This window comes from Streptococcus sp. KR (genome assembly GCF_002238115.1).
Taxonomy (GTDB): Bacteria; Bacillota; Bacilli; order Lactobacillales; family Streptococcaceae; genus Streptococcus.
Genome location: NZ_NGVM01000001.1, coordinates 64,623 through 82,878, shown reverse-complemented (window position 1 = coordinate 82,878; position 18,256 = coordinate 64,623). Strand labels below are relative to the sequence as shown.

General features: G+C 38.1%; 27 protein-coding genes. 7 read left to right on the top strand and 20 right to left on the bottom strand.

Annotation, left to right across the window (positions count from 1 at the left end; translation table 11 throughout):
- Positions 1–45: 45 nt before the first annotated feature.
- Positions 46–726 carry a hypothetical protein gene (locus tag CBI42_RS00450; protein WP_094752992.1) on the bottom strand — a complete coding sequence of 227 codons (681 nt, stop codon included), beginning with the start codon at positions 724–726 and terminating at the stop codon, positions 46–48.
- 279 nt (positions 727–1,005) lie between these two features.
- Between CBI42_RS00450 and CBI42_RS00445 the strand changes: the two genes are divergently transcribed.
- Positions 1,006–1,236 (top strand): hypothetical protein, encoded by a 231-nt coding sequence (locus CBI42_RS00445; protein ID WP_094752991.1) that lies wholly within the window; start codon positions 1,006–1,008, stop codon positions 1,234–1,236.
- Positions 1,237–1,308: 72 nt separating this feature from the next.
- Here CBI42_RS00445 and CBI42_RS00440 read toward each other — a convergent pair whose 3' ends face one another.
- The 5 genes from CBI42_RS00440 to CBI42_RS00420 form a co-directional block, all read right to left on the bottom strand.
- Positions 1,309–2,082, bottom strand: coding sequence for an NUDIX domain-containing protein (locus CBI42_RS00440; RefSeq protein WP_094752990.1), 774 nt, complete (start codon positions 2,080–2,082; stop codon positions 1,309–1,311).
- A gap of 1 nt (position 2,083) precedes the next feature.
- Positions 2,084–2,863, bottom strand: coding sequence for a nicotinamide riboside transporter PnuC (gene pnuC / locus CBI42_RS00435; protein WP_094752989.1), 780 nt, complete (start codon positions 2,861–2,863; stop codon positions 2,084–2,086).
- A 9-nt stretch (positions 2,864–2,872) separates the two neighbouring features.
- Positions 2,873–3,931, bottom strand: coding sequence for an AAA family ATPase (locus CBI42_RS00430; protein WP_094752988.1), 1,059 nt, complete (start codon positions 3,929–3,931; stop codon positions 2,873–2,875).
- 146 nt (positions 3,932–4,077) lie between these two features.
- A complete protein-coding gene (locus CBI42_RS00425) occupies positions 4,078–6,510 on the bottom strand; it encodes an ATP-dependent Clp protease ATP-binding subunit (protein WP_094752987.1) in 2,433 nt (810 codons plus the stop codon).
- A 1-nt stretch (position 6,511) separates the two neighbouring features.
- Positions 6,512–6,970 (bottom strand): CtsR family transcriptional regulator, encoded by a 459-nt coding sequence (locus CBI42_RS00420; RefSeq protein ID WP_001211265.1) that lies wholly within the window; start codon positions 6,968–6,970, stop codon positions 6,512–6,514.
- Positions 6,971–7,170: 200 nt separating this feature from the next.
- On the opposite strand from CBI42_RS00420, the gene CBI42_RS00415 reads away from it, so the two are divergent.
- Complete coding sequence (locus CBI42_RS00415) at positions 7,171–7,392, top strand: hypothetical protein (RefSeq protein ID WP_061864796.1); 222 nt, start codon at positions 7,171–7,173, stop codon at positions 7,390–7,392.
- 58 nt (positions 7,393–7,450) lie between these two features.
- On the opposite strand, the gene CBI42_RS00410 is transcribed toward CBI42_RS00415, so the two are convergent.
- The 14 genes from CBI42_RS00410 to CBI42_RS00345 form a co-directional block, all read right to left on the bottom strand.
- Complete coding sequence (locus CBI42_RS00410; RefSeq protein ID WP_004261968.1) at positions 7,451–7,795, bottom strand: HK97 gp10 family phage protein; 345 nt, start codon at positions 7,793–7,795, stop codon at positions 7,451–7,453.
- 136 nt (positions 7,796–7,931) lie between these two features.
- A complete protein-coding gene (locus CBI42_RS00405; protein WP_061864797.1) occupies positions 7,932–8,342 on the bottom strand; it encodes a DUF722 domain-containing protein in 411 nt (136 codons plus the stop codon).
- A 377-nt stretch (positions 8,343–8,719) separates the two neighbouring features.
- Positions 8,720–9,268: a hypothetical protein gene (locus tag CBI42_RS00400; RefSeq protein WP_094752986.1), complete on the bottom strand. Its 549-nt coding sequence runs from the start codon at positions 9,266–9,268 to the stop codon at positions 8,720–8,722.
- 9 nt (positions 9,269–9,277) lie between these two features.
- A complete protein-coding gene (locus CBI42_RS00395) occupies positions 9,278–10,138 on the bottom strand; it encodes a phage major capsid protein (RefSeq protein WP_094752985.1) in 861 nt (286 codons plus the stop codon).
- Between the two features lie 48 nt (positions 10,139–10,186).
- On the bottom strand, positions 10,187–10,417 hold the full coding sequence (locus CBI42_RS00390; protein ID WP_004261935.1) for a hypothetical protein: 231 nt from the start codon (positions 10,415–10,417) through the stop codon (positions 10,187–10,189).
- 89 nt (positions 10,418–10,506) lie between these two features.
- The gene (locus CBI42_RS12750; RefSeq protein ID WP_162837499.1) at positions 10,507–10,668 is read right to left on the bottom strand and encodes a hypothetical protein; all 162 of its coding nucleotides are present in this window, start codon (positions 10,666–10,668) and stop codon (positions 10,507–10,509) included.
- Positions 10,665–11,510 carry an ATP-binding protein gene (locus tag CBI42_RS00385; RefSeq protein WP_094752984.1) on the bottom strand — a complete coding sequence of 282 codons (846 nt, stop codon included), beginning with the start codon at positions 11,508–11,510 and terminating at the stop codon, positions 10,665–10,667. Before CBI42_RS00385 ends, CBI42_RS12750 begins: the two co-directional genes overlap by 4 nt.
- An 11-nt stretch (positions 11,511–11,521) precedes the next feature.
- Complete coding sequence (locus CBI42_RS00380; protein ID WP_094752983.1) at positions 11,522–12,412, bottom strand: conserved phage C-terminal domain-containing protein; 891 nt, start codon at positions 12,410–12,412, stop codon at positions 11,522–11,524.
- Positions 12,399–12,671: a hypothetical protein gene (locus CBI42_RS00375; protein ID WP_049509653.1), complete on the bottom strand. Its 273-nt coding sequence runs from the start codon at positions 12,669–12,671 to the stop codon at positions 12,399–12,401. Before CBI42_RS00375 ends, CBI42_RS00380 begins: the two co-directional genes overlap by 14 nt.
- Positions 12,664–12,882 carry a hypothetical protein gene (locus CBI42_RS00370; protein ID WP_094752981.1) on the bottom strand — a complete coding sequence of 73 codons (219 nt, stop codon included), beginning with the start codon at positions 12,880–12,882 and terminating at the stop codon, positions 12,664–12,666. Before CBI42_RS00370 ends, CBI42_RS00375 begins: the two co-directional genes overlap by 8 nt.
- Before the next feature lies 1 nt (position 12,883).
- Positions 12,884–13,084, bottom strand: a complete 201-nt coding sequence (locus tag CBI42_RS00365) for a hypothetical protein (RefSeq protein ID WP_094753019.1) — start codon at positions 13,082–13,084, stop codon at positions 12,884–12,886.
- A 336-nt stretch (positions 13,085–13,420) separates the two neighbouring features.
- Positions 13,421–13,681: a hypothetical protein gene (locus CBI42_RS00355; RefSeq protein WP_094752980.1), complete on the bottom strand. Its 261-nt coding sequence runs from the start codon at positions 13,679–13,681 to the stop codon at positions 13,421–13,423.
- Positions 13,682–13,692: 11 nt separating this feature from the next.
- On the bottom strand, positions 13,693–14,295 hold the full coding sequence (locus CBI42_RS00350) for a Rha family transcriptional regulator (protein WP_094752979.1): 603 nt from the start codon (positions 14,293–14,295) through the stop codon (positions 13,693–13,695).
- Positions 14,296–14,533: 238 nt separating this feature from the next.
- Positions 14,534–14,719, bottom strand: a complete 186-nt coding sequence (locus CBI42_RS00345) for a hypothetical protein (RefSeq protein ID WP_000909283.1) — start codon at positions 14,717–14,719, stop codon at positions 14,534–14,536.
- A gap of 153 nt (positions 14,720–14,872) precedes the next feature.
- On the opposite strand from CBI42_RS00345, the gene CBI42_RS00340 reads away from it, so the two are divergent.
- From CBI42_RS00340 to CBI42_RS00320, 5 genes are all read left to right on the top strand, one after another.
- Complete coding sequence (locus tag CBI42_RS00340; protein WP_094752978.1) at positions 14,873–15,325, top strand: helix-turn-helix domain-containing protein; 453 nt, start codon at positions 14,873–14,875, stop codon at positions 15,323–15,325.
- Between the two features lie 34 nt (positions 15,326–15,359).
- The gene (locus CBI42_RS00335; RefSeq protein WP_000505375.1) at positions 15,360–15,629 is read left to right on the top strand and encodes a DUF4177 domain-containing protein; all 270 of its coding nucleotides are present in this window, start codon (positions 15,360–15,362) and stop codon (positions 15,627–15,629) included.
- Positions 15,630–15,677: 48 nt separating this feature from the next.
- On the top strand, positions 15,678–16,217 hold the full coding sequence (locus CBI42_RS00330; protein WP_094752977.1) for a hypothetical protein: 540 nt from the start codon (positions 15,678–15,680) through the stop codon (positions 16,215–16,217).
- Positions 16,218–16,304: 87 nt separating this feature from the next.
- Positions 16,305–16,973 (top strand): Fic family protein, encoded by a 669-nt coding sequence (locus tag CBI42_RS00325; protein WP_094752976.1) that lies wholly within the window; start codon positions 16,305–16,307, stop codon positions 16,971–16,973.
- 200 nt (positions 16,974–17,173) lie between these two features.
- Positions 17,174–18,148: an Abi family protein gene (locus CBI42_RS00320; protein WP_094752975.1), complete on the top strand. Its 975-nt coding sequence runs from the start codon at positions 17,174–17,176 to the stop codon at positions 18,146–18,148.
- The last annotated feature ends 108 nt before the right edge of the window (positions 18,149–18,256 follow it).

The window sequence follows — 18,256 nt, the reverse complement described above, 5'->3', positions numbered from 1 at the left end:
TTACGGGTTTTTAAAATGTCTATAAACTTGAGATTCTAAATTCTACTATTGAGCTAAAACAACACTAGAAACCTTGCCATCTGCACCTGTGGTAATTTGAACGGTCTTTCCTCCACCGATTGTAGCATTATACTTACCATCGTCAAGGGTATAAGAATAGCCTTTAATAGAGTAATTTTCTTTCTTTCCATCAGAAGATTCTACTGTAAATTGACCACCTGATGAAACTGTGATGGTTTCGCCATTTGCTCCCTTCCAATTGCCCGCTGCAGCTGAGAAATCACCATCTACCATGGTTAAAACACCCTTGTAGCGTTTATTTTGCTCTGCTTGTTTGTCTTGAAGTTTGCGGTCAGTTGTAGGATCATAGCTTGATTGGTTAGACTGGGCTTGAGGAGCCTGAGCAGGAGTTTGTTGACTAGCCGCCTGTTGATTAGACACTTCTTGACCTTGTCTTTGCTCTGGTGCAGGTGCCGCTTGTGATGGTGTTGCACTTACTGAAGACTGATCGGTAGATGCCTTGGCCTTTTCAGATGAAGCTGAACTTGAGGACTTCTGAGTCTTGCTTTCTTTGCTAGAAGAAGCTACTTTAGAACTTGATGACTGGCTTGTCTTAGCAGAACTGCTTGCTTGAGTTGTTTCCTTTTTATTTCCACAAGCTCCTAATAGCAAGGTAGAAGCCAATACAGTTGCTGCCATCAATTTGATATAGGTTTTCTTTTTCATTTTTCTACTCCTTTGTAATATTTTAGAAATATAAAGAAATCTTTTTGTAATATGATTGTAACATTTAAATTTGAATATGTCAACAATTTATCTAAACTATTTTAAAAATCTTAAATACTTTAGATACATTTACTCCTCCTACTCTTCTATTCGTAATAAAACAGAAAAACAGGAGATTTTCCTATTAAAAATTTGAATTTGTTTTTTGTGTAATCGCTTGCAACTTTAAGTGCAAAGGAATATAATAACATTGAAATAGAATATAGGAGGTGTAGGCTTATGTTAAGCAAATATTACAAGTATCTTCCTTGGTTGATTGTGACATCTATTGTCTCTTATCAATCAGCAACTTACTATGCGCGAACTGCATTTGATGTGTTTTATCTGACTACAATCTTTTTGATTTTCTATATCGCTTTGTTAGTTTTGCATGAGAAATATCTCAAGTATCGATACAAAGACTTTTTTACTCACCTGTTGAGCAATTCTAAGAAAGATAGCCACCCATAAAAGTAGTCGCAACAGAAATTTCATCTCATGACTGTAATTAAAGAGGTCGGGAACTTTTCCCGACCTCGCTTTTTATTTCAATCGATAGGTTTTTCTTGGTTTCTTTTTAGGCACTCGTTTGAGTCCAACCTCTTCTACGTATTCACCGTATTTTACGAGAAAGTTATTGCTGACGATTGGGCGACCTGGGTTAATAAGATTGACCAGTTCAGTCCCTTCGTAGACAGTGAACTCTTCCTCCAGCAGATAGAGGAAGGTCGGATTCCAGTCGAGGCGACCTTGAATTCGTTTGATGGATTCTTGGATAATGGCATAATGGTCAAAAGCGAAAGCTTGCTCCTCCAACTCTACTCCCTCTAAGAAGCACTTGCCTGTCTGAAAATCGACATCTACGAAAACGACATCCTTGGCATCATCTCCTGCTTGAACGAGTTCTAATGCACGACTAGGCAGATAAACCAAGTGGGCAATGGTCACTGTCCAGCCCCGTGGGTCACGGCCGGGAGTCGATACGGTCATCAATTGCTCGATTTTTTCCAAAGGAAGATCGAGATTAACTTCTTCTCTCACCTCACGCTGACAGGCATGCGCAGCATCTTCGCCCTTGTCCATAAATCCTCCAACCAGAGCCAAACAATTTTGATAAGGGTGAGCCTTGCGACGAATTAATAAGAGCTTGATCTTTCCTTCGACAAAGCAGTAGGCTACCATATCCACCGTCACACTTGGCTTTTCGTATTGAGGAAGTTCCTGCTTGTAGTACCAATCCAAAAACTCCTCCTGACTGGCATGAATTTCAAAATATTCTTTTTCCGTCATCCCTGCTGGAATCATCGTGTCCGCCATTTTATGCCTCCTTACGAACTGCCTTGGTCCATTGGTACCAGCCTACTAGACTATTGAGGGTGTAAACCCAGTACATCCCTTGAATATGGATATTTTCACCCCACCAGAGGTAGATACTAAAGAGATTGGTTGCAATCCAGAAAATCCATTGCTCACGATAGAGACGTGTCATCAAGAGCTGACCAACACCATTGGTCGCATCGGTAACACTATCACGGAAAGGGCGAGCACTATAGATACTTTGGTAAGCCAAGCCCATACCAATCCAAATGATAGCAGTCAAAGCCAAGTACTTGAGCCAGTCAAGCACAGATAATTTCTTAGCTTCAAAGTGAGATTCTTCTGCTTTTCCTTGGTCATTGATACGGTTGGACAGCCAAGCATAGAGACCAATCGGCTGCATGACAAAGAAGTAAACGGTCGTCAAAACTTCACCATAAAAAGTTGCATTCATGGCCAAAATCAAATAGATAGCAGAGTTAATGGCCCCAAAGAGATAGTTGCTTGCACGCCCTTCTGCTACCAAGATAACACAGACAATCCCCGTCCAAGAGGCAAACAAGCTCATCCAGTCATGACTTTCTGTATTTTGTGTGAATTCCAAGATTAAGGGAACACTTGACAAGGCGATGAGATACAACCACTGGAACAGGCTACGGCCGACAAAGAGATCTTTCCAGAGCAGGCGCATGATTCCTGCAAAACCGATTTTGCGGGCTTCCGCATGGACATTTTTAAAGTTTTCGATAAATTGTGTGATTTTTTCAGTTACTGTTTTCATAATTTTCTCCTAATCTGCTTGGTAAATGGCATCGATAGCCACTTTGGCTGCTTCATAATTTCCTAGGTAATCCTCAGCTAGATAAACTAGTGGAATGGTGGTTAAATATCGCTCTCTCATCTGGTCCAAATGCTGGGAAAAACTATGACGAATATGGTCTTCTGCCATGGTCATATCTCTAAATCCGTCATTGACATAGGAACCGACAGGTTGCACAAAGAGAATCAAGTCCCATTTTTCCTTAGCCAAGATCGAGACAAAGAGATTGTCAAAGGTTTCTCCTGATAAGTCCCCTTGGTCCTCAGTCTCCATGTAATAATCATAGTAGCCCTTGGTTACTAAGGAGTTGGTATCAGCAATCACTAGGCCTCGATTGGCATTGCTATCGATTAACTTAGAGGTCTGATCATACTGTCCCAAAAGAAGATAATAGTAATCTTTTGGAGTCAATTCATCGTCGCGGACATTGTTTTTAATCTGGTACTCACGTGCATATTCCAAACTAACTGGTGCATCGTAATACCTTGCCAAATCCTTGGCCAGAGTGGTCTTCCCATTGCTAGCACTTCCCATAATCAACACTTTCTTTGTAAACTGACGACGGAAGGGTTGAGCGATATATTTCCAATATTTGCTTGAATTTTCTCGAATCATAGTCGCTGAGATACTAAACTTTTTTTCTTGCAAGACAGTCTCAAAGCCACGATGTGATAATTCTTGCTGGTAGTCACGTTCTCCCACAAAGAAGATTAGTTCTTGCTGGGTTTCATCATAGGAAATCTCCTCTAACATTTGGTCCAACCACTCCTGCCAACCCATAGGGTAACGGGGAAGATTGGTTTCATCTAACTTGCAGACAGAGGTCAACTCGTCATCACGAAAGGCCTCTCGGATATAGCGAAATCTCTTTTGAAGCGTTAAGCCTACCTGCTCCCCTCGGTCTCCCTCATAGCCTGAAACGACAACCCAGACCTGGTCACATTGTCGCTTCGCACGTTGGATCAGATCGATATGACCTTGATGAAGTGGAGCAAAGGTTCCAAATACCACTGCTGTTTTCTTTTTCATAAACGTATCACCTTTTTATGATTTTTGATATTTTTATTATCTATGTTTTTATTATAAACTATATTTTTGTTTCGTCAATAGTTTTTTATCATTTTTTATAAAAAGATTGCAAAAAAAGAATCAAGATTGCTCCTGATTCTCCATTTTTATGCAATATCAAATTTTAACTGACCTGCTTTGACACCAATCTTAAGTGTGCTACCTGCAACTAAATCTCCCTTGAGAAGAAGTTCTGCCAACTTGTCTTCCACTTCTGTTTGCAGGGTTCTGCGAAGCGGACGAGCTCCCATCTCTGGGTCATATCCTTGATTGGCCAATAATTTCAGTGCGGAAGCTTGTAATTTCAAATCAATGCCTTTTTCAGCCAAACTTGCCACTAAAGGTTTAACCATAATCTTCACCACTTCCTGCATATGATCGCTAGACAGGCTATGGAAGACCACCTTTTCATCAATACGATTGATGAATTCCGGTCTATAAGCCTTTTTCAGCTCTTCGAACATGCGTTTCTCCATATTCTCCTGGTCAAAACGAATGCCCTTAGCCCCAAAACCGACGGTCTTGTCATCACGAAGGGCTGTCGCACCAAGATTTGACGTCATGATGATAATGGTATTTGAAAAGTCAACCTTGCGGCCCTTGCTATCGGTCAAGACACCATCATCTAAAACCTGCAAGAGAACATTAAAGATGTCTGGATGGGCCTTCTCTACCTCGTCAAAGAGGAGAACAGAGTATGGTTTGTTGCGAACTTTCTCGGTCAACTCCCCACCTTCTTCATACCCCACATAGCCCGGAGGAGCTCCATTGAGACGGCTGGCTGCAAATTTCTCCATATATTCACTCATATCAAAGCGGATCAGAGCTGATTCATCATCAAAAAGAACTTCTGCTAGAGCCTTAGCCAATTCGGTCTTACCGACACCTGTAGGCCCTAAGAACATAAAGGAACCAATCGGACGCTTATGACTGCGAATACCTGACTGGTTGCGACGAATGGCACGGCTAATACTTGAAACAGCTTGATCTTGACCGATGACACGTTTGTGCAGTTCAGCTTCCAAGTTTAAGTATTTCTTAGCATCAGTCTGAGTCAGTTTTTGAACGGGGATACCTGACAAGCGACTCAAGGTTGTCAAAATATCAGACTCTGTCACCAAGTCTTTATAGACAGGCACTTCCTCTTCTTTTGCGATTAGCTGGGCTGCCTGTTTCCACTTACCATCCATCAGGGCCTTGTCAGCTGGACTTAAGTCAGAATCGTCTGCTTTTACATGCTTAGCCTTATTTTGCACTGTTGCTGCTGCTTCGTCCAAGAGATCGATAGCAGAGTCTGGCAAATGGCGACTAGTCAAGTAACGATGAGCCATCTTGACGGCTGTTTCAACTGCTTCATCTGTGATTTGCACACGGTGATGTTTCTCATAAGTCGCCTTCAAGCCTTGCAAAATGATCATGCTGTCTGCAACACTTGGCTCTTCAATCGTCACTTTGGCGAAACGACGAGAAAGGGCTGCGTCTTTTTCGATGTGTTTTTGGTACTCTTCCTGAGTGGTGGCACCAACCGTTCTCAAAGTTCCACGCGCCAAAGCTGGTTTCAAGATATTGGCCGCATCCAAAGTTGAATCAATACCGCTCCCAGAACCCATGATAGTGTGGAGTTCATCGATAAAGAGGATGACTTGGCCATCTTCTTCAATATCCTTGATGATATTGTTCATGCGCTCTTCAAAGTCACCACGGAAGCGTGTCCCTGCAACGACATTCATCAAATCAAGCTCCAACACGCGCATCTTAGCCATTTCTGCAGGTACATCACCACTAGCAATACGCTGGGCGAGACCAAGCGCCAGAGCAGTTTTCCCGACACCCGCATCTCCAACCAAGACAGGATTATTCTTGGTTTTCCGACTCAAAATTTGAATCATACGTGAGATTTCTTTGTCCCGACCGATGACTGGTTCTAACTTGCCAGAACGAGCTTGCTCTGTCAAATCATGCGTATAGTCCTCGAGACCACCACTCGGAGTCTGGGGCATGCCCATCATATTAGCCATAGAATTTTGCTTATCAGCTACTGTACGATGTCGTTGTCGTAAAGCCTTGAGATCTTCACGAGTCCAGCCTGCCCGTTCTTCTAGATTTCGACGTAGGGCAGCAATCTTAACCTGATCTTTCTTGTCTTCATAAGAAAAACCAGCCCTCTCCAAGATACGAGTCGCCAAGGCATTGCCATCATGTAAAATCGCATAAAGGACGTGCTCCGTCCCTAGCACCTTAGAATGGACCACTGACGCCACATATTCCGCTTCATCAAAAAGAACCTGTAAACGATGAGAAAACGGCAATTCCGTAAAGGTTTCATCCTGGCTATAGTCCGTTTCAGTCAGTTCCAAAGCGACCTCTTCTAAACGGTCCATCTCATATGGATAATCATTTAAAGTTGCCCCTGCCACACTATAACTGTGGTTGGACATGGCAATCAACAAGTGCCAAGACTCTAGGTAACGAGCTCCAAAATGGCCAGCAACCATGTAGGCACTTTCGATACATTCATTCAATGCTTTTGAATAGTTCATCTTACTTCCCTTTTCTATCTACCTCTTGTATGACCTGTCGTAGCATGTTTGCACGAACAACTGGAGCTTCTTCTCCTAAAACGCGATCCAAAGCTACTGCCACCAGCAAATTCATCTCCTGCTTGGTCATCAATTCCTGCTCAACCAAAAGCTGCAGAATATCCTCATAAATTTCTTGACTAACTCGCTCACCAATTGAGTAAAGCAAATCGCGGAGCATTTCATGATGACTAGAAAACTCAATCCGTCCTATGCGAATGTAACCTCCACCACCACGCTTACTTTCAACCAAGTATCCTCTACTTTCCGTAAAGCGTGTCTTGATCACATAGTTAATCTGACTAGGAACAACCTGGAAAGTATCTGCCAACTGACTCCGTTGCAACTCCACAATTCCAGATTGATCTAAAATCGCCTTGATGTAGGCCTCAATATGATCCGATGTATTTTTAAATCTCATAACAAACCCACCTCTCTCTTTAAACCTTGACTATCTTTGACTATACTATCATTTAACACTCTATAAGTCAAATTTTTAGAGCTCAGCCCTTGAAAATACTGACTTTCTTTAAAAACATTTAGGCATTAAAACGCCTTAGTTTTTCTTGAAAGTTCCTAAAAAAGTCCACAAAAAAGAGCCCTAAAAAGGGCGTAATATTGATGAGTTCAGCAGGCAAGAAACTAGCACGGTCAGACGTGCTTTTTTTATTACCTGGTAATATTATAGCATATCCTCTCAAACTTATATATAACCAGAATCCCGCAAAAGAAAAAGATAAAAGCATAGAGGATAGGGAAAAAGCTGTTCTTACTTTTATTTTATCAAATAGCAATATGAGAAGCAAGGATAAAAAGCCCTCAGAAATAAATCTAAGGACTTAAATAACGATGTGTTGGTTTGCTCACTTAATTAGTCTACTTAATACTATTCAATTATAGTTTACTTTGAAATGTTCTTAATCCTTTCTGTAAATTTTTGAATCGCATTCAGTTCTGCAGGTCTTAAATGAGGGTACGCCTTAGTCCTCCCCCCATTTCGTTTAATATGTCCAAATTCAAGTAAATGAGTAAGAGAGCCGTATTTAAAACTATATACGACCCAAACTCCATTTCTCACTCTTTTCTTACGCCATCCTTTTGAATATTTACCTGTTCTTTTAGGGCTAGTTTCCTTTAATTCTTTAACTGTTTCTTTAGCGACTTGCTCCGCAATTTTATCAACTTCTTCATTAACCTCTTCGCAATATTCTGCTAAAATATTTGCTAATTGTGCTGCTAAATCCATTTTCTAAAAACTCCTTCTATTTTTTTAAAATATCAACTTTTTACCCCCTTTTTGGTTGACAGCTTCCGACTTGGAAAAAGTTACCGCTCCCGGTACCTAAAATCAACGAAAATGCTTTACAAAGTGGGGGGGAGTGTCAATATCCTTTCAGTTCTATAAATCTTTTAGCGATTACTTTTCTTCGACTATTTATATAACGAGTAGTTTTATTTAGTTTCTCTGCCACGTCTTCCCAAGTCGCACCAGCTTCTAAATATCTCATTTTAAAAATGACTAGATCACTTTCAATTAAGTTTTCCATCAAGGTATCTACAACTAGTTTGAAGCCTTCTAAATATCTTAGTGTTTGGTCTTCTTCAATTCTAATGATTGTCGCTTCAGTAGGACTAGATACTGTCTTGCCTTTCCCACCAGTATAATCTTCAGCGCTATGTTTCTTATTATGTATTAGTTCCTGTCTTCTCAAATAAATTTTATTAGCAAGCGTTCTATACCGTCCTAACTCAATATCTATCCCGTCCAAGTCTCTGTTACTCAACTCGTACATAGGCAAGTACCTCCACTTAAATTTTAAAAATTTTTTATCTTGCAATTTGTCAAATTGTAAATTCTGTCAAACTGACAAAAAGCGCTAAAAGCCTTCCAACACTCCACTTATCAGGTATCATTGTTTTAAGTTTGACAACTCTTCAGTATGACAAGTTCAAGGGAAATTTCTTTAATTTATCCCCTCAGTTTCTCATATCTTACATTCTGTGAAACTCACTCCATTCTGTAAACCCCTGATATACCTTGCTTTCAAGCTATTACTTCTTTTCAGTTTATGCTTACTTTGTTATGTGAAACTTAGTAAAGCATAAAAGTAGGACTAGCGATATTTCTTTTGTTTGAGCCATATATCACTAGCCTTACTTAATTTGTTCCCTATTTTTCTAAATACTCTTTAATGTCCCGATATTCCTTAGAAAAATTCATCCATCCGCTAGAATCAGGGGTTAAGAATGGTAGGACAGTAAGCGGACTTACTTCTGTTCGATACGGCGATAGAGAATGTCTCTGACTTATTTCTCTGACTACACCTGTATGAATTTCTTCTACATCCTTCTTCAGTTCTTGAATTTCATCATATGCGTCCAAAATTCGTCTAAGTTTCTTTCGGTATTGTTTATAGATCTTCTTAGTTTCCATCCGTTGCTTAGTTTCTTTAAAAATGTATTCAAAGATGACTGCATTAGCTTCTGAAAAATCACTATCAAATTTTTCCTGAAGGCCATTAATAGCTTTTTCCATCTTTCCCAGCTGCTCTAAAGATTCTAAGTTATTTGACAAAAAAGAATCTATGTTCTCAAATGAAACTGCTTGATTGCCTAACAGGCTTTTCCTTTTTTCGCTTAACTGTTCTCGTGCTGAATTAATCTTACTTTTTTTATTATCTAGATCATCCAGTGTTTCAAATACTTGATTAATATCCATTTCTTTCTCCTAGTTCCATTGAATAAAGTAACCACAATCTGCTTCAACTTTTTTTACATCAAATCGGGTATGTAAAATCAACCGTTTCCCAAAATAGTCATTCGCATTCACCCAACTAAGTGTATCTTTCTTGCGATCAAACAAAGTAACAAAATTTTCTAGATCTCCGATAAAGCCTTTTTTGTCACCTTTGTTCCCTAATGTCGTATCATCTACAATTAAAAAGTTATCTACAAAGAATGTTTCACTTGTCCCTGTCTCTTTATCAACTTTAAGAAGATAATTTCCTGAAGTGTCTTTCATTTTGTCTAAGACATTAAATAGTGATTGACTAATAACCATAGATACATTGCGCTCTGGATTGATTAAAGAAACAATAGATTTCAAGTCGTCCATACTTGTAGCAGTCTGCACTTTCGCAGTTTGGAGAATTTTCCCAATCTCTCTATTTCGTGTTCTACGTTTTAATTTAATAATCTTCTTACCAAGAAAATCCGTTAAATTATATTGGCCATCGTCTAATTGTTCCTGTGAAAAATCAAGTTTTCCACTGAATAATTTAACTAAGTAATCAACGCTGATAGTTTTCTTTTTATCTTCTTCTGTTCTATCAACCGAATTTTCGCTAACTTCTTGTAATGAATCATATTCAAAGTCAGTTACTTCATACTTCCCGCCACGGGTACAAGTCTCAATAACATTTACTAGATCAACCAGTTCTTTACGTTGATGTTCATCTTCATAACTATCAAGGATTGGTTTTTCAATGAGTACATGATTATTTTCTACGTTCATCCCTCTAGTGTTATAACCTGTACTTCGAATATAAGCTTCTAGATTTTCTTTTTGTTTAGCTAAGTTAGTTGTCATTTTTTGCTCCTTCATCTTTTAATATCTGATTTTTGTTTATAATTTTTTCTAAAATTCTTTGCTCTTAGCTTTTCTTTTATGACTCTCCGAGCCTTTAGAATCATTTTTTCTAGATTTTGATTTGTCTTGTTTGTTAGCATATTTTTCTAGTATTTCTTGTTTCCGTTGTTCTAAGCTATCATCTTCTTTTTTACACTGAGAAAAGATTTTCTGTCTTTTATCTGGATCCATAGAAAACTTATTGGCTACTACATACCCTAAAGAAGTATCTCCTGACATCTCCCTCACCCCCTTTCTATGCAAACAAAAAGGGACATACCACTAGCATTATATGCTTACGGTATGTCCCTGAGTTGTTCTCAATAGACTTATTTTTTAGTTTCTTTTTTGACTAGATGAGTAAATTTCCCATCTGAATAGAATAAAGTTATCTCTCCAAAACTTGGAACTTTTTCTATCTCTATTATACCACATTTTTCGTAGACAACAAAGCCTTTTTCTGTTGCAAATCGCATTTTATCATCATTCATTGAAATTCTCCCCTCACTGTGTTTATAGTGTATCTCTTGTCTTTGATCGTGAAAGCCTTGAAAGTGTTCCCTTCTAAACCTTTCAAAATCCTACTTGAGTTTCTAGCATTGTATACCGTCCGCAGTTCACTACTATCTAGGTTCGTGTTGAAAATCGTAGTTTCTCGATTATTGATAATATCAAACAAGAAATCCTGTTCCCAATCGCTCTTAGGGGTTACCGTCCCATTTTTTGCCCCCAGGTCATCAATGATTAGAAAATCAACATCAACAAGCTTTTTAACCGCCTCATACTCTGTTAAGTTTGCATTTCTTCCATAAGCCCAGCCTTCTTTTATCTGCTTGATAATCTCGGTTAAGCTGACAAACAAGACGCTCTTAGGCTCGTTCTTCTCTCTGAAGCTCTCATTGATTTCTTTGGCCAGGGCAAGAGATAAATGACTTTTTCCTATTCCTGTGCTACCGCTGATTAAAGTATTTCCCGTCATACCTGCAAGGTACTTCTGGGCTTGCCCCTTTACAAACTCTAACATCTGACTCTCCTCTGTCGTCTTAACAAAGAAATTATCAAACGTTGCCCCCTTCAACTCGTTAGGAATCGTACTATCACGCATTAAGACATCATAAGTTTTAAAGTAAGCTTGCCTGTCCTCGAACTGCTGTAATAAGTCTTGCTCTTTTTGTTTAATCTCTCCCTTTACACACTCTGGGCAAAATGCTTGTAGTTTTCTTTCTGAACTCCCTAACACTGGTACAGAAATTTCCCAATAATTTACCTGGTGAATATCGCAAACTGTATCTGATATTTTTCTGTTATTAAATTCTTTAAATTGTTCCTTCATCTTTGCAACTCCTAAAATGGTAGATCTGGGAAGTTATCTTCTGACTTCCCTTTTATGGTTTTAGGCTTTTGATTCAAATAACCATCAAACTTAGAGCCGAAAAGTGTTTCTGGTCTCAGATATTTAGAAAATTCAGGACTATCCTTCCATTCTGCCGTTTTAATATCTATCACCTGTTTAAAATCTTCAAGTGCATAGCCTTCTTTGAATCGTGCTAGTAAAAGCCTTTTCGTCTTATCAACAAACTTATACCGCTTATTAGCTACTTGATTTAGATAAACAATAGGAATCCAAAGTTCTTTATGTTTTGTTTTCTCTAAATCTTTTATAGCTGTTTCTTCAAGCCAAGTAGGAAAAGTGAAAGATGAGCTTTGCTCATTAGGCGAGGTTCCCTCGACTATATATTCTTTATTTATATCTAACTTTAAATCTTGCTCTAACTCTCTCTCTTTATCTATCTCTTTCTCTGTCTTACATGTAGATAACGTTGTAAAATTATTAGATAACAATGTAAGATTTTTTTCTTTCTCTTGTTGCTCTTTTCGGTAGCTTCTCATATATGCAGCGTGGTTTGTTTCTTGTTGTACCAAAGCTTTTGCTTGTGTTAACTCGGCATTTTTATCTTCATCAATCTGAATCAGGCCACATTGCGTAAAATAAGCTATAGTCATAGATATATCATCCTCAGAAACATCTAATTTCAAGGCCAGTTCTTCTTTTAAGGTTTCAAAGTACCCTTCGTAATACAGAATACAATCACTTTCAAGACTTTCTAACATAAGACGGATATAAATCACTATCATAGTGTAGCCGCCAGGCATACTTTTTAGTCGCTTAATAAATAGGTTGTCAAAAAATTTCTTATCAATTTTTAACCAAAAATATACTTTAGTCTTTGCCATCATCTACCCCCAAAAACTTTAAAACATCTGAGACTTTATAATACGCTTTTCTAGTATCTTCAATAGGCGGTATATACTGCGGTAGTCCTGCACCTTCCCATTTTGTCAAGGTTTTATCTCCTATGCCCAGTTCTTCCTTTAGTTCCACCTTGCTGATTAAATCTAATCTTTTTTGAGGTGCTTTCTCATGGCTTTTTAAATACCGTTCCACTGCTTCCAAAATCTTAGACTTTAAATCTTCAATCATTTTTTCAAACATCATAGTACCCCCATGGCTTAAGCCCTGCAAGCTGAATATATCGCCCATAATCAGGGCTTAAATCCTCGCTAGTTGTTTCTATCGTCTGTGTACTTTCTCGCTCGATTTGGGCGCTTTTTTTGCGGTCTCGGTGGTTTAGATACATGAGAAAGCCAATCAATATCACGGTAAAAATAAGCGCCTGTGTATTGCTTAAATCTAGTTCATTCATGCTATGCCCTCGCTTTGTAATTCTTGATATAATTTACTTGATAGCTTCGCTTCATCTTCAGAAAGTCGTACACCTCTTCAGAAGTTACTTTATCATCTAAAAAGTCAATGATGAACTGAAAGAGGTTCGGATGTCTATCCTTGATTTTAGTCATTAGCTTGTCAAATTCTGATCGTGTCATGTTGTCTAGGTCTAGAGTCATATTTTTCTCCATTAGCCTTTCCTTGTCCTTTTTCTTGCCTGTTTTCTATATGGTATGCTTCACCACTCCAAACGCTGGGCGATTGCCCCTAGTTGGCGGACGCATGTAGTGATGTTTCGTGGGTAATTACCCATCTTTCAACTAAACAAGGCCTTAGAATCACCCTGTCAGCGCTTGATTTCAAAACCTTTTCTAATTGCTTGCCTGCTCTTCGGTTTTTCTTTAGATATTTGATAGAATAGATATTTTTTGCTATAATCAAAGCATAGAAAAAATTTCTATATCCTTAATCTTGTCGCTTGCTCGCCTCGTCTAAAATTTGAGCAAGTGATTTTTTTATTTTCTTTTTGCATGACTACTACCTGACTGTGGTTTATAAAGCAAGTCTTTACTTTCGATAAGATCCAGAATCCAGCTGAACCCCTGCTCCACCGTTTCAAGAAATGCGCCCAGGTCTTCACTGTCCAAGTTCTCGTAGTTCATACAAAGATATTCGGCTAGTTGTCTGTCTTTCTCAACTAGCTTTTTAAAATCCTTGGAATACTTAGGAATTTCTAACCCTTTGGCATTTGTAACTGTCTGAAATTCATTTTCCATTTTCTATACTCCTATACTTTAAAAATTAATTCCTTAATTTCTGAATATCCCCTATTCAAGTTAATCATAGCTATTGCCATATCTTCCAAACGTTGATAGTTTGTCAGTTCTGCACTTGTCAAGCCATCAATGCCGTTCTTACTTTCTCGCTCCTTCATGAGTTGCGCTTTATTCTTCCCTGTCACTCCCTTTAGTAGTAAGTTTGTAAGGGTACTATAGGCATGCTTGGGGGCTTTCTCCCATGTTTGAATAGCTTCAGTTAAGCTTTTACGCTTTGGCTTTTCCAGTTCTCTTTGAAGGTGGCGTTTAGAAAGTTCGTCACGCATTTCAAAGAATGCTTTGACTAGGTTCTTCTTAAACTCTTTTACGGGTTCTGTATTTCGTAAGTAAGTGATCATCAAGGTTGCTTGTTGCTCATTCAAAATATAGTCCCGTACATTTTGCCCACTCTTTGAAGGTGAAATTTTAAATTGCACCTTTCCAAAACTCTCAAAGTCCTCTCGGTGCTTGTTCAGCAAAATCTTCAAATGTCTGTGCTTAATTTCAGCGCAGTCTGCAACGATACTGCTCGTAGTATACGGCTCTTTCTTGCCGTCCATGTAAACCAGTTCCATTGGTTCACTCCTTTCTTCTTTTGTCAGTGCTTGCCACCTAAAACAGTACCAAGGTAAAGCATTAAAGTAGGGTAAAATCGGAGAATATGAACCCCTACAAACCCTTGATACTGCTATAGGTAGCAAGCAAATTACACTAGCGAATATTTAGCTAGATCTGTTTATCAATCCCCAGTGGTAAAGCACCACATGAGAAATCTGTAAATGTAGAGTAGTTTTATGATTAGTTCGCTCCTTTCTAATAATCTTCTGCAAGCCACTGCATGGCTTTTTGATAAATGCTAGGCTTTACTTCGCCACCGTCTCGGATTTTTCGATAGGTAACTTGTGTAACTCCTATTTCTTCGCCTGCTTGTTTTGCAGTCAATTTCTTGTCTGCTTGCTTTCGGCGAATCGCTTTTGCTTGTGTTGAGGTAATAAGCAATGAAGTTCCCCCCTTTTTCTTTCGCTAACTATTTGTTAGCTTGGTTGTAGTATAGCGTATTTAATGTTAGCTGTCAATAGTTAAATAACAAAAAGTGAATTTTTTGTTAGCTTTTTATTGTTTTGTGATATAATTAAAATTGAGGTAATATGCATGAACAGACTAAAAGAATTAAGAAAAGAAAAAGGCGACACACAAGAGGTCGTCGCTAAAGCTATGGGCGTAACTCGGAGAGGGTACCAAAAATGGGAAAATGAAGAAAGCCAAATCAAACCAGAGAAAGCAAAACAATTAGCTGACTACTTCGGAGTAAGCGTAGGATACTTGCTAAATTACTCAAATAATAAAAAAGACCCATTTGATGGTTACATTCCAACACCAAGAGAGTATCGCTCATGGCAAGAATTTGACTATATGCAATTGTCAAAAACCGATTTAGATTTTTATGACTATGAAAAATTAAGAAAGCATCTTGAACCATTTGCTCTAGAATTGATGCTTAACTACTTTTTCTGCACCGATGATGAAAGAGAATTGCTTAGAACTATTGCAAAAAAATTCGCAAAGAAAGATGCAGTATCATTTAAAAAAAATAACGACAAGTAATATTATTTGAAAATACTGATAAGGAGTTAAACACATGGGATTTTTTGACACTGTAAAACAAGAAGGTAGTTTTTCTACCGCATCTGGAGTAAATGGACTACACTATGTTGTCCTACAGGTAACTTTGAAAGAAAAGTTTTTCGGTACTGGATCAGGAAACCTTACAGAATTAGAAGATGTTATCAATAAACAAGCTTCAAAAGGTTATCGCCTTCATACCATCACAACCGCCAATGGTGGAAGCAAAGGTTTAGGCGGTGGTGACCGCATTCAAGCCACAATGGTATTTGAGAAGATTCTATAAAAATTCCCCATCTTTTATTAGAAAACATTAGAATATAGGAATCCACTTATGAAAAAATTACTAAGCACATCAGCTATTTTACTTTCTGCTACCGTCCTAGTAGCTTGCTCTAACAATCAATCAGCTACCAAAGATAGCTCGGAGCAACCAAAAACGGAGCAAAAAAATACTACTTCAACAAACGTTAAAGCCAAAGTAGATAACAGTAAATACGATAATTTAATTTCTGAAATCAAATCAAAATTAGATCCTGAATCAACTGGCGCAATAAGCGTAAAAATTCAAAATAACGTAATCGATTCAGATTCATCCGAACCGCATGATACAATCATGATTTTGCTAACTGGAACGGCTAAAGATAGCGCAAAAGAGACTATGGACGCAATCAATTCAAATTCTGCTACAACTAATCAGCAAAATGCAATTACCATATTTCGGATGTCTATATCTGAGTTTGCTAAAAAATTACCAGACGACAACACTACTCTTTCCCTTGGGTATGAAAAATCTGCTGATCAATACGACTTAATCGCAAAATCTTCAAAACAAAAAGATTTTATCCCTGTTGGAGAAATCATCGTACAATAAAAAATCCCCCATATTCGCCAATAGCAACCATCGTTTCATGGTCTATTGTGCAAAAACAGGGGAAATTGAAAAATAGAAAGGAGAATCATGGACTACGCTCAAGACTACCTGGACGATATACTGGTACGCATGGCCTACCATTCTAGCGGTATCGAAGGGAACACTATTTCCCTACCCGAAACCGTCAGCATTATCTTAGAGAGCACCTTGCCACGCAACGGCAAAAGTATTCGTGAGTTTTATGAGATTGAAAACCATAAACAGGCCTTTTCTTATCTCTTGGACTCATTGGCAATCCATAAAGCCCTCACTGTGGGACTGGTTCAAGATTTTCACGCCTTATTAGTGGATAGACTGCAACATGATCGCGGACAATTTAAGCAAGTTCAAAATGCTATTATCGGGGCGGAATTTCAAACAGCTAGCCCAGCAGAAACGCCCTACCTGATGACGCAATGGGCGGATAATACTGCTTATCGCTTAGATCATACTCAGAATGAAAAAGAAATCTTAGAGATTTTAGCGGATACCCATATCCAGATTGAACGGATTCATCCATTTAGCGACGGCAACGGCCGTACTGGTCGCCTAGTACTCATGTACCTAGCTATGAAGTATCTAAACGCTCCTATCATCGTCTCAAAAGACTCAAGGGCGCATTATATGGAACTCCTCGCAAACCAAGACGTAACTGGACTATCTGACCTATTCAAAGAATCACTGGACTACGAAACAACACGGAAGGGACAGTTTTAGGACGAAAAAAGGCGAACGTTCCCAGCGTTGAGATTTTTTCGATACTCAAAAATTTTTAAAAAACAAACTAAAAATATTGACAAAAACTAAAAATTACAGTATTATTAGGCAATGAGAAGAGTTTCTGCTCCCAAGGGAACAGAGTACGCGAAACACTGCCTAGTTCTACTAGGTGGTGTTTTTGTATACAAGGAACATATATGAAACCATTTCAAACATTAGATGAACAAATAAAACTTCTCCAGTCTAGAGGTTTAGAAATAGATAACATAGAAGAATGTAAAAGATACCTTCTAACTAACAACTATTACAACGTCGTCAACGGATATAGTAAATTTTTTCAAACATCAAAAGATGAATTTATAACTGGTGCAGACTTTAGAGAAATAGCTGCAACACACTTTTACGATAAAGAAATTAAATCAGCTTTTTTAAAAGCAATTATAGATGCAGAAAAACACTTTAAATCCGTGCTGGCATATCGTTTTTCAGAATCATATCCAAAGCCATACTCTTATCTAGATATTAATAATTTTGAAACACAAAAAGATGCAAAAAGGCTCGCACAAATTACAAATTTAATCAGTATATTAGCTAGAATACTCAATGATTATAATAGGGATAAGCAAAACAATTCTATAAAACACCACTATAAACAACATGGCGTTGTTCCTTTCTGGGTTATCATCAATGAACTTACATTAGGGCAAGCATTTAACTTTTATAGAAATCTAAACACTGATATAAAAAATCAAATAGCTAGAGATTTATCACAATTCTTACAAGAAAATATTGAATACATCCAAAATAGACCTAGTAAAGACCTTTTAAGCGGAAAGGCTTTAGAAAGTATTATTAAAAATATACTAGAAATTAGAAATATCACTGCTCATAATAATAAACTTTTCAATTATAAATGTCGTGAGAATCTTCCACAACTAGCTTATTTCCACTATTACAATAACAATGCCAATACATCAAGACAATCTGTATATTATGTTTTTCTTGCCTTGCAATGCCTACTTGCTTCCACACAATACGCTCAATTACATAACACTATTATTAAAAGAACCAAAGCTCTAAATAAAAAAGCGCACTCCATTGAAGCCGGCATTGTATTGGACACACTTGGATTTCCGAATAATTGGTATAATATCACTGACACATTAAGATAGAACTACTTGCAATATATGGGCCTTTTCAAACCCCATATAAGCCCCATATCCGCCTTGTTTCTTATTCTGGTACATTTGGTCGTCTGACTGCTTAAAATCGAAAATAGG

What these genes read in the sequence shown, in the direction of transcription:
- CBI42_RS00450 (WP_094752992.1), bottom strand. Translation starts at nt 726, where the DNA reads ATGAAAAAGAAAACCTATATCAAATTGATGGCAGCAACTGTATTGGCT.
- CBI42_RS00445 (WP_094752991.1), top strand. Translation starts at nt 1,006, where the DNA reads ATGTTAAGCAAATATTACAAGTATCTTCCTTGGTTGATTGTGACATCT.
- CBI42_RS00440 (WP_094752990.1), bottom strand. Translation starts at nt 2,082, where the DNA reads ATGGCGGACACGATGATTCCAGCAGGGATGACGGAAAAAGAATATTTT.
- pnuC (WP_094752989.1), bottom strand. Translation starts at nt 2,863, where the DNA reads ATGAAAACAGTAACTGAAAAAATCACACAATTTATCGAAAACTTTAAA.
- CBI42_RS00430 (WP_094752988.1), bottom strand. Translation starts at nt 3,931, where the DNA reads ATGAAAAAGAAAACAGCAGTGGTATTTGGAACCTTTGCTCCACTTCAT.
- CBI42_RS00425 (WP_094752987.1), bottom strand. Translation starts at nt 6,510, where the DNA reads ATGAACTATTCAAAAGCATTGAATGAATGTATCGAAAGTGCCTACATG.
- CBI42_RS00420 (WP_001211265.1), bottom strand. Translation starts at nt 6,970, where the DNA reads ATGAGATTTAAAAATACATCGGATCATATTGAGGCCTACATCAAGGCG.
- CBI42_RS00415 (WP_061864796.1), top strand. Translation starts at nt 7,171, where the DNA reads ATGAGTTCAGCAGGCAAGAAACTAGCACGGTCAGACGTGCTTTTTTTA.
- CBI42_RS00410 (WP_004261968.1), bottom strand. Translation starts at nt 7,795, where the DNA reads ATGGATTTAGCAGCACAATTAGCAAATATTTTAGCAGAATATTGCGAA.
- CBI42_RS00405 (WP_061864797.1), bottom strand. Translation starts at nt 8,342, where the DNA reads ATGTACGAGTTGAGTAACAGAGACTTGGACGGGATAGATATTGAGTTA.
- CBI42_RS00400 (WP_094752986.1), bottom strand. Translation starts at nt 9,268, where the DNA reads ATGGATATTAATCAAGTATTTGAAACACTGGATGATCTAGATAATAAA.
- CBI42_RS00395 (WP_094752985.1), bottom strand. Translation starts at nt 10,138, where the DNA reads ATGACAACTAACTTAGCTAAACAAAAAGAAAATCTAGAAGCTTATATT.
- CBI42_RS00390 (WP_004261935.1), bottom strand. Translation starts at nt 10,417, where the DNA reads ATGTCAGGAGATACTTCTTTAGGGTATGTAGTAGCCAATAAGTTTTCT.
- CBI42_RS12750 (WP_162837499.1), bottom strand. Translation starts at nt 10,668, where the DNA reads ATGAATGATGATAAAATGCGATTTGCAACAGAAAAAGGCTTTGTTGTC.
- CBI42_RS00385 (WP_094752984.1), bottom strand. Translation starts at nt 11,510, where the DNA reads ATGAAGGAACAATTTAAAGAATTTAATAACAGAAAAATATCAGATACA.
- CBI42_RS00380 (WP_094752983.1), bottom strand. Translation starts at nt 12,412, where the DNA reads ATGGCAAAGACTAAAGTATATTTTTGGTTAAAAATTGATAAGAAATTT.
- CBI42_RS00375 (WP_049509653.1), bottom strand. Translation starts at nt 12,671, where the DNA reads ATGTTTGAAAAAATGATTGAAGATTTAAAGTCTAAGATTTTGGAAGCA.
- CBI42_RS00370 (WP_094752981.1), bottom strand. Translation starts at nt 12,882, where the DNA reads ATGAATGAACTAGATTTAAGCAATACACAGGCGCTTATTTTTACCGTG.
- CBI42_RS00365 (WP_094753019.1), bottom strand. Translation starts at nt 13,084, where the DNA reads ATGACTCTAGACCTAGACAACATGACACGATCAGAATTTGACAAGCTA.
- CBI42_RS00355 (WP_094752980.1), bottom strand. Translation starts at nt 13,681, where the DNA reads ATGGAAAATGAATTTCAGACAGTTACAAATGCCAAAGGGTTAGAAATT.
- CBI42_RS00350 (WP_094752979.1), bottom strand. Translation starts at nt 14,295, where the DNA reads ATGGAACTGGTTTACATGGACGGCAAGAAAGAGCCGTATACTACGAGC.
- CBI42_RS00340 (WP_094752978.1), top strand. Translation starts at nt 14,873, where the DNA reads ATGAACAGACTAAAAGAATTAAGAAAAGAAAAAGGCGACACACAAGAG.
- CBI42_RS00335 (WP_000505375.1), top strand. Translation starts at nt 15,360, where the DNA reads ATGGGATTTTTTGACACTGTAAAACAAGAAGGTAGTTTTTCTACCGCA.
- CBI42_RS00330 (WP_094752977.1), top strand. Translation starts at nt 15,678, where the DNA reads ATGAAAAAATTACTAAGCACATCAGCTATTTTACTTTCTGCTACCGTC.
- CBI42_RS00325 (WP_094752976.1), top strand. Translation starts at nt 16,305, where the DNA reads ATGGACTACGCTCAAGACTACCTGGACGATATACTGGTACGCATGGCC.
- CBI42_RS00320 (WP_094752975.1), top strand. Translation starts at nt 17,174, where the DNA reads ATGAAACCATTTCAAACATTAGATGAACAAATAAAACTTCTCCAGTCT.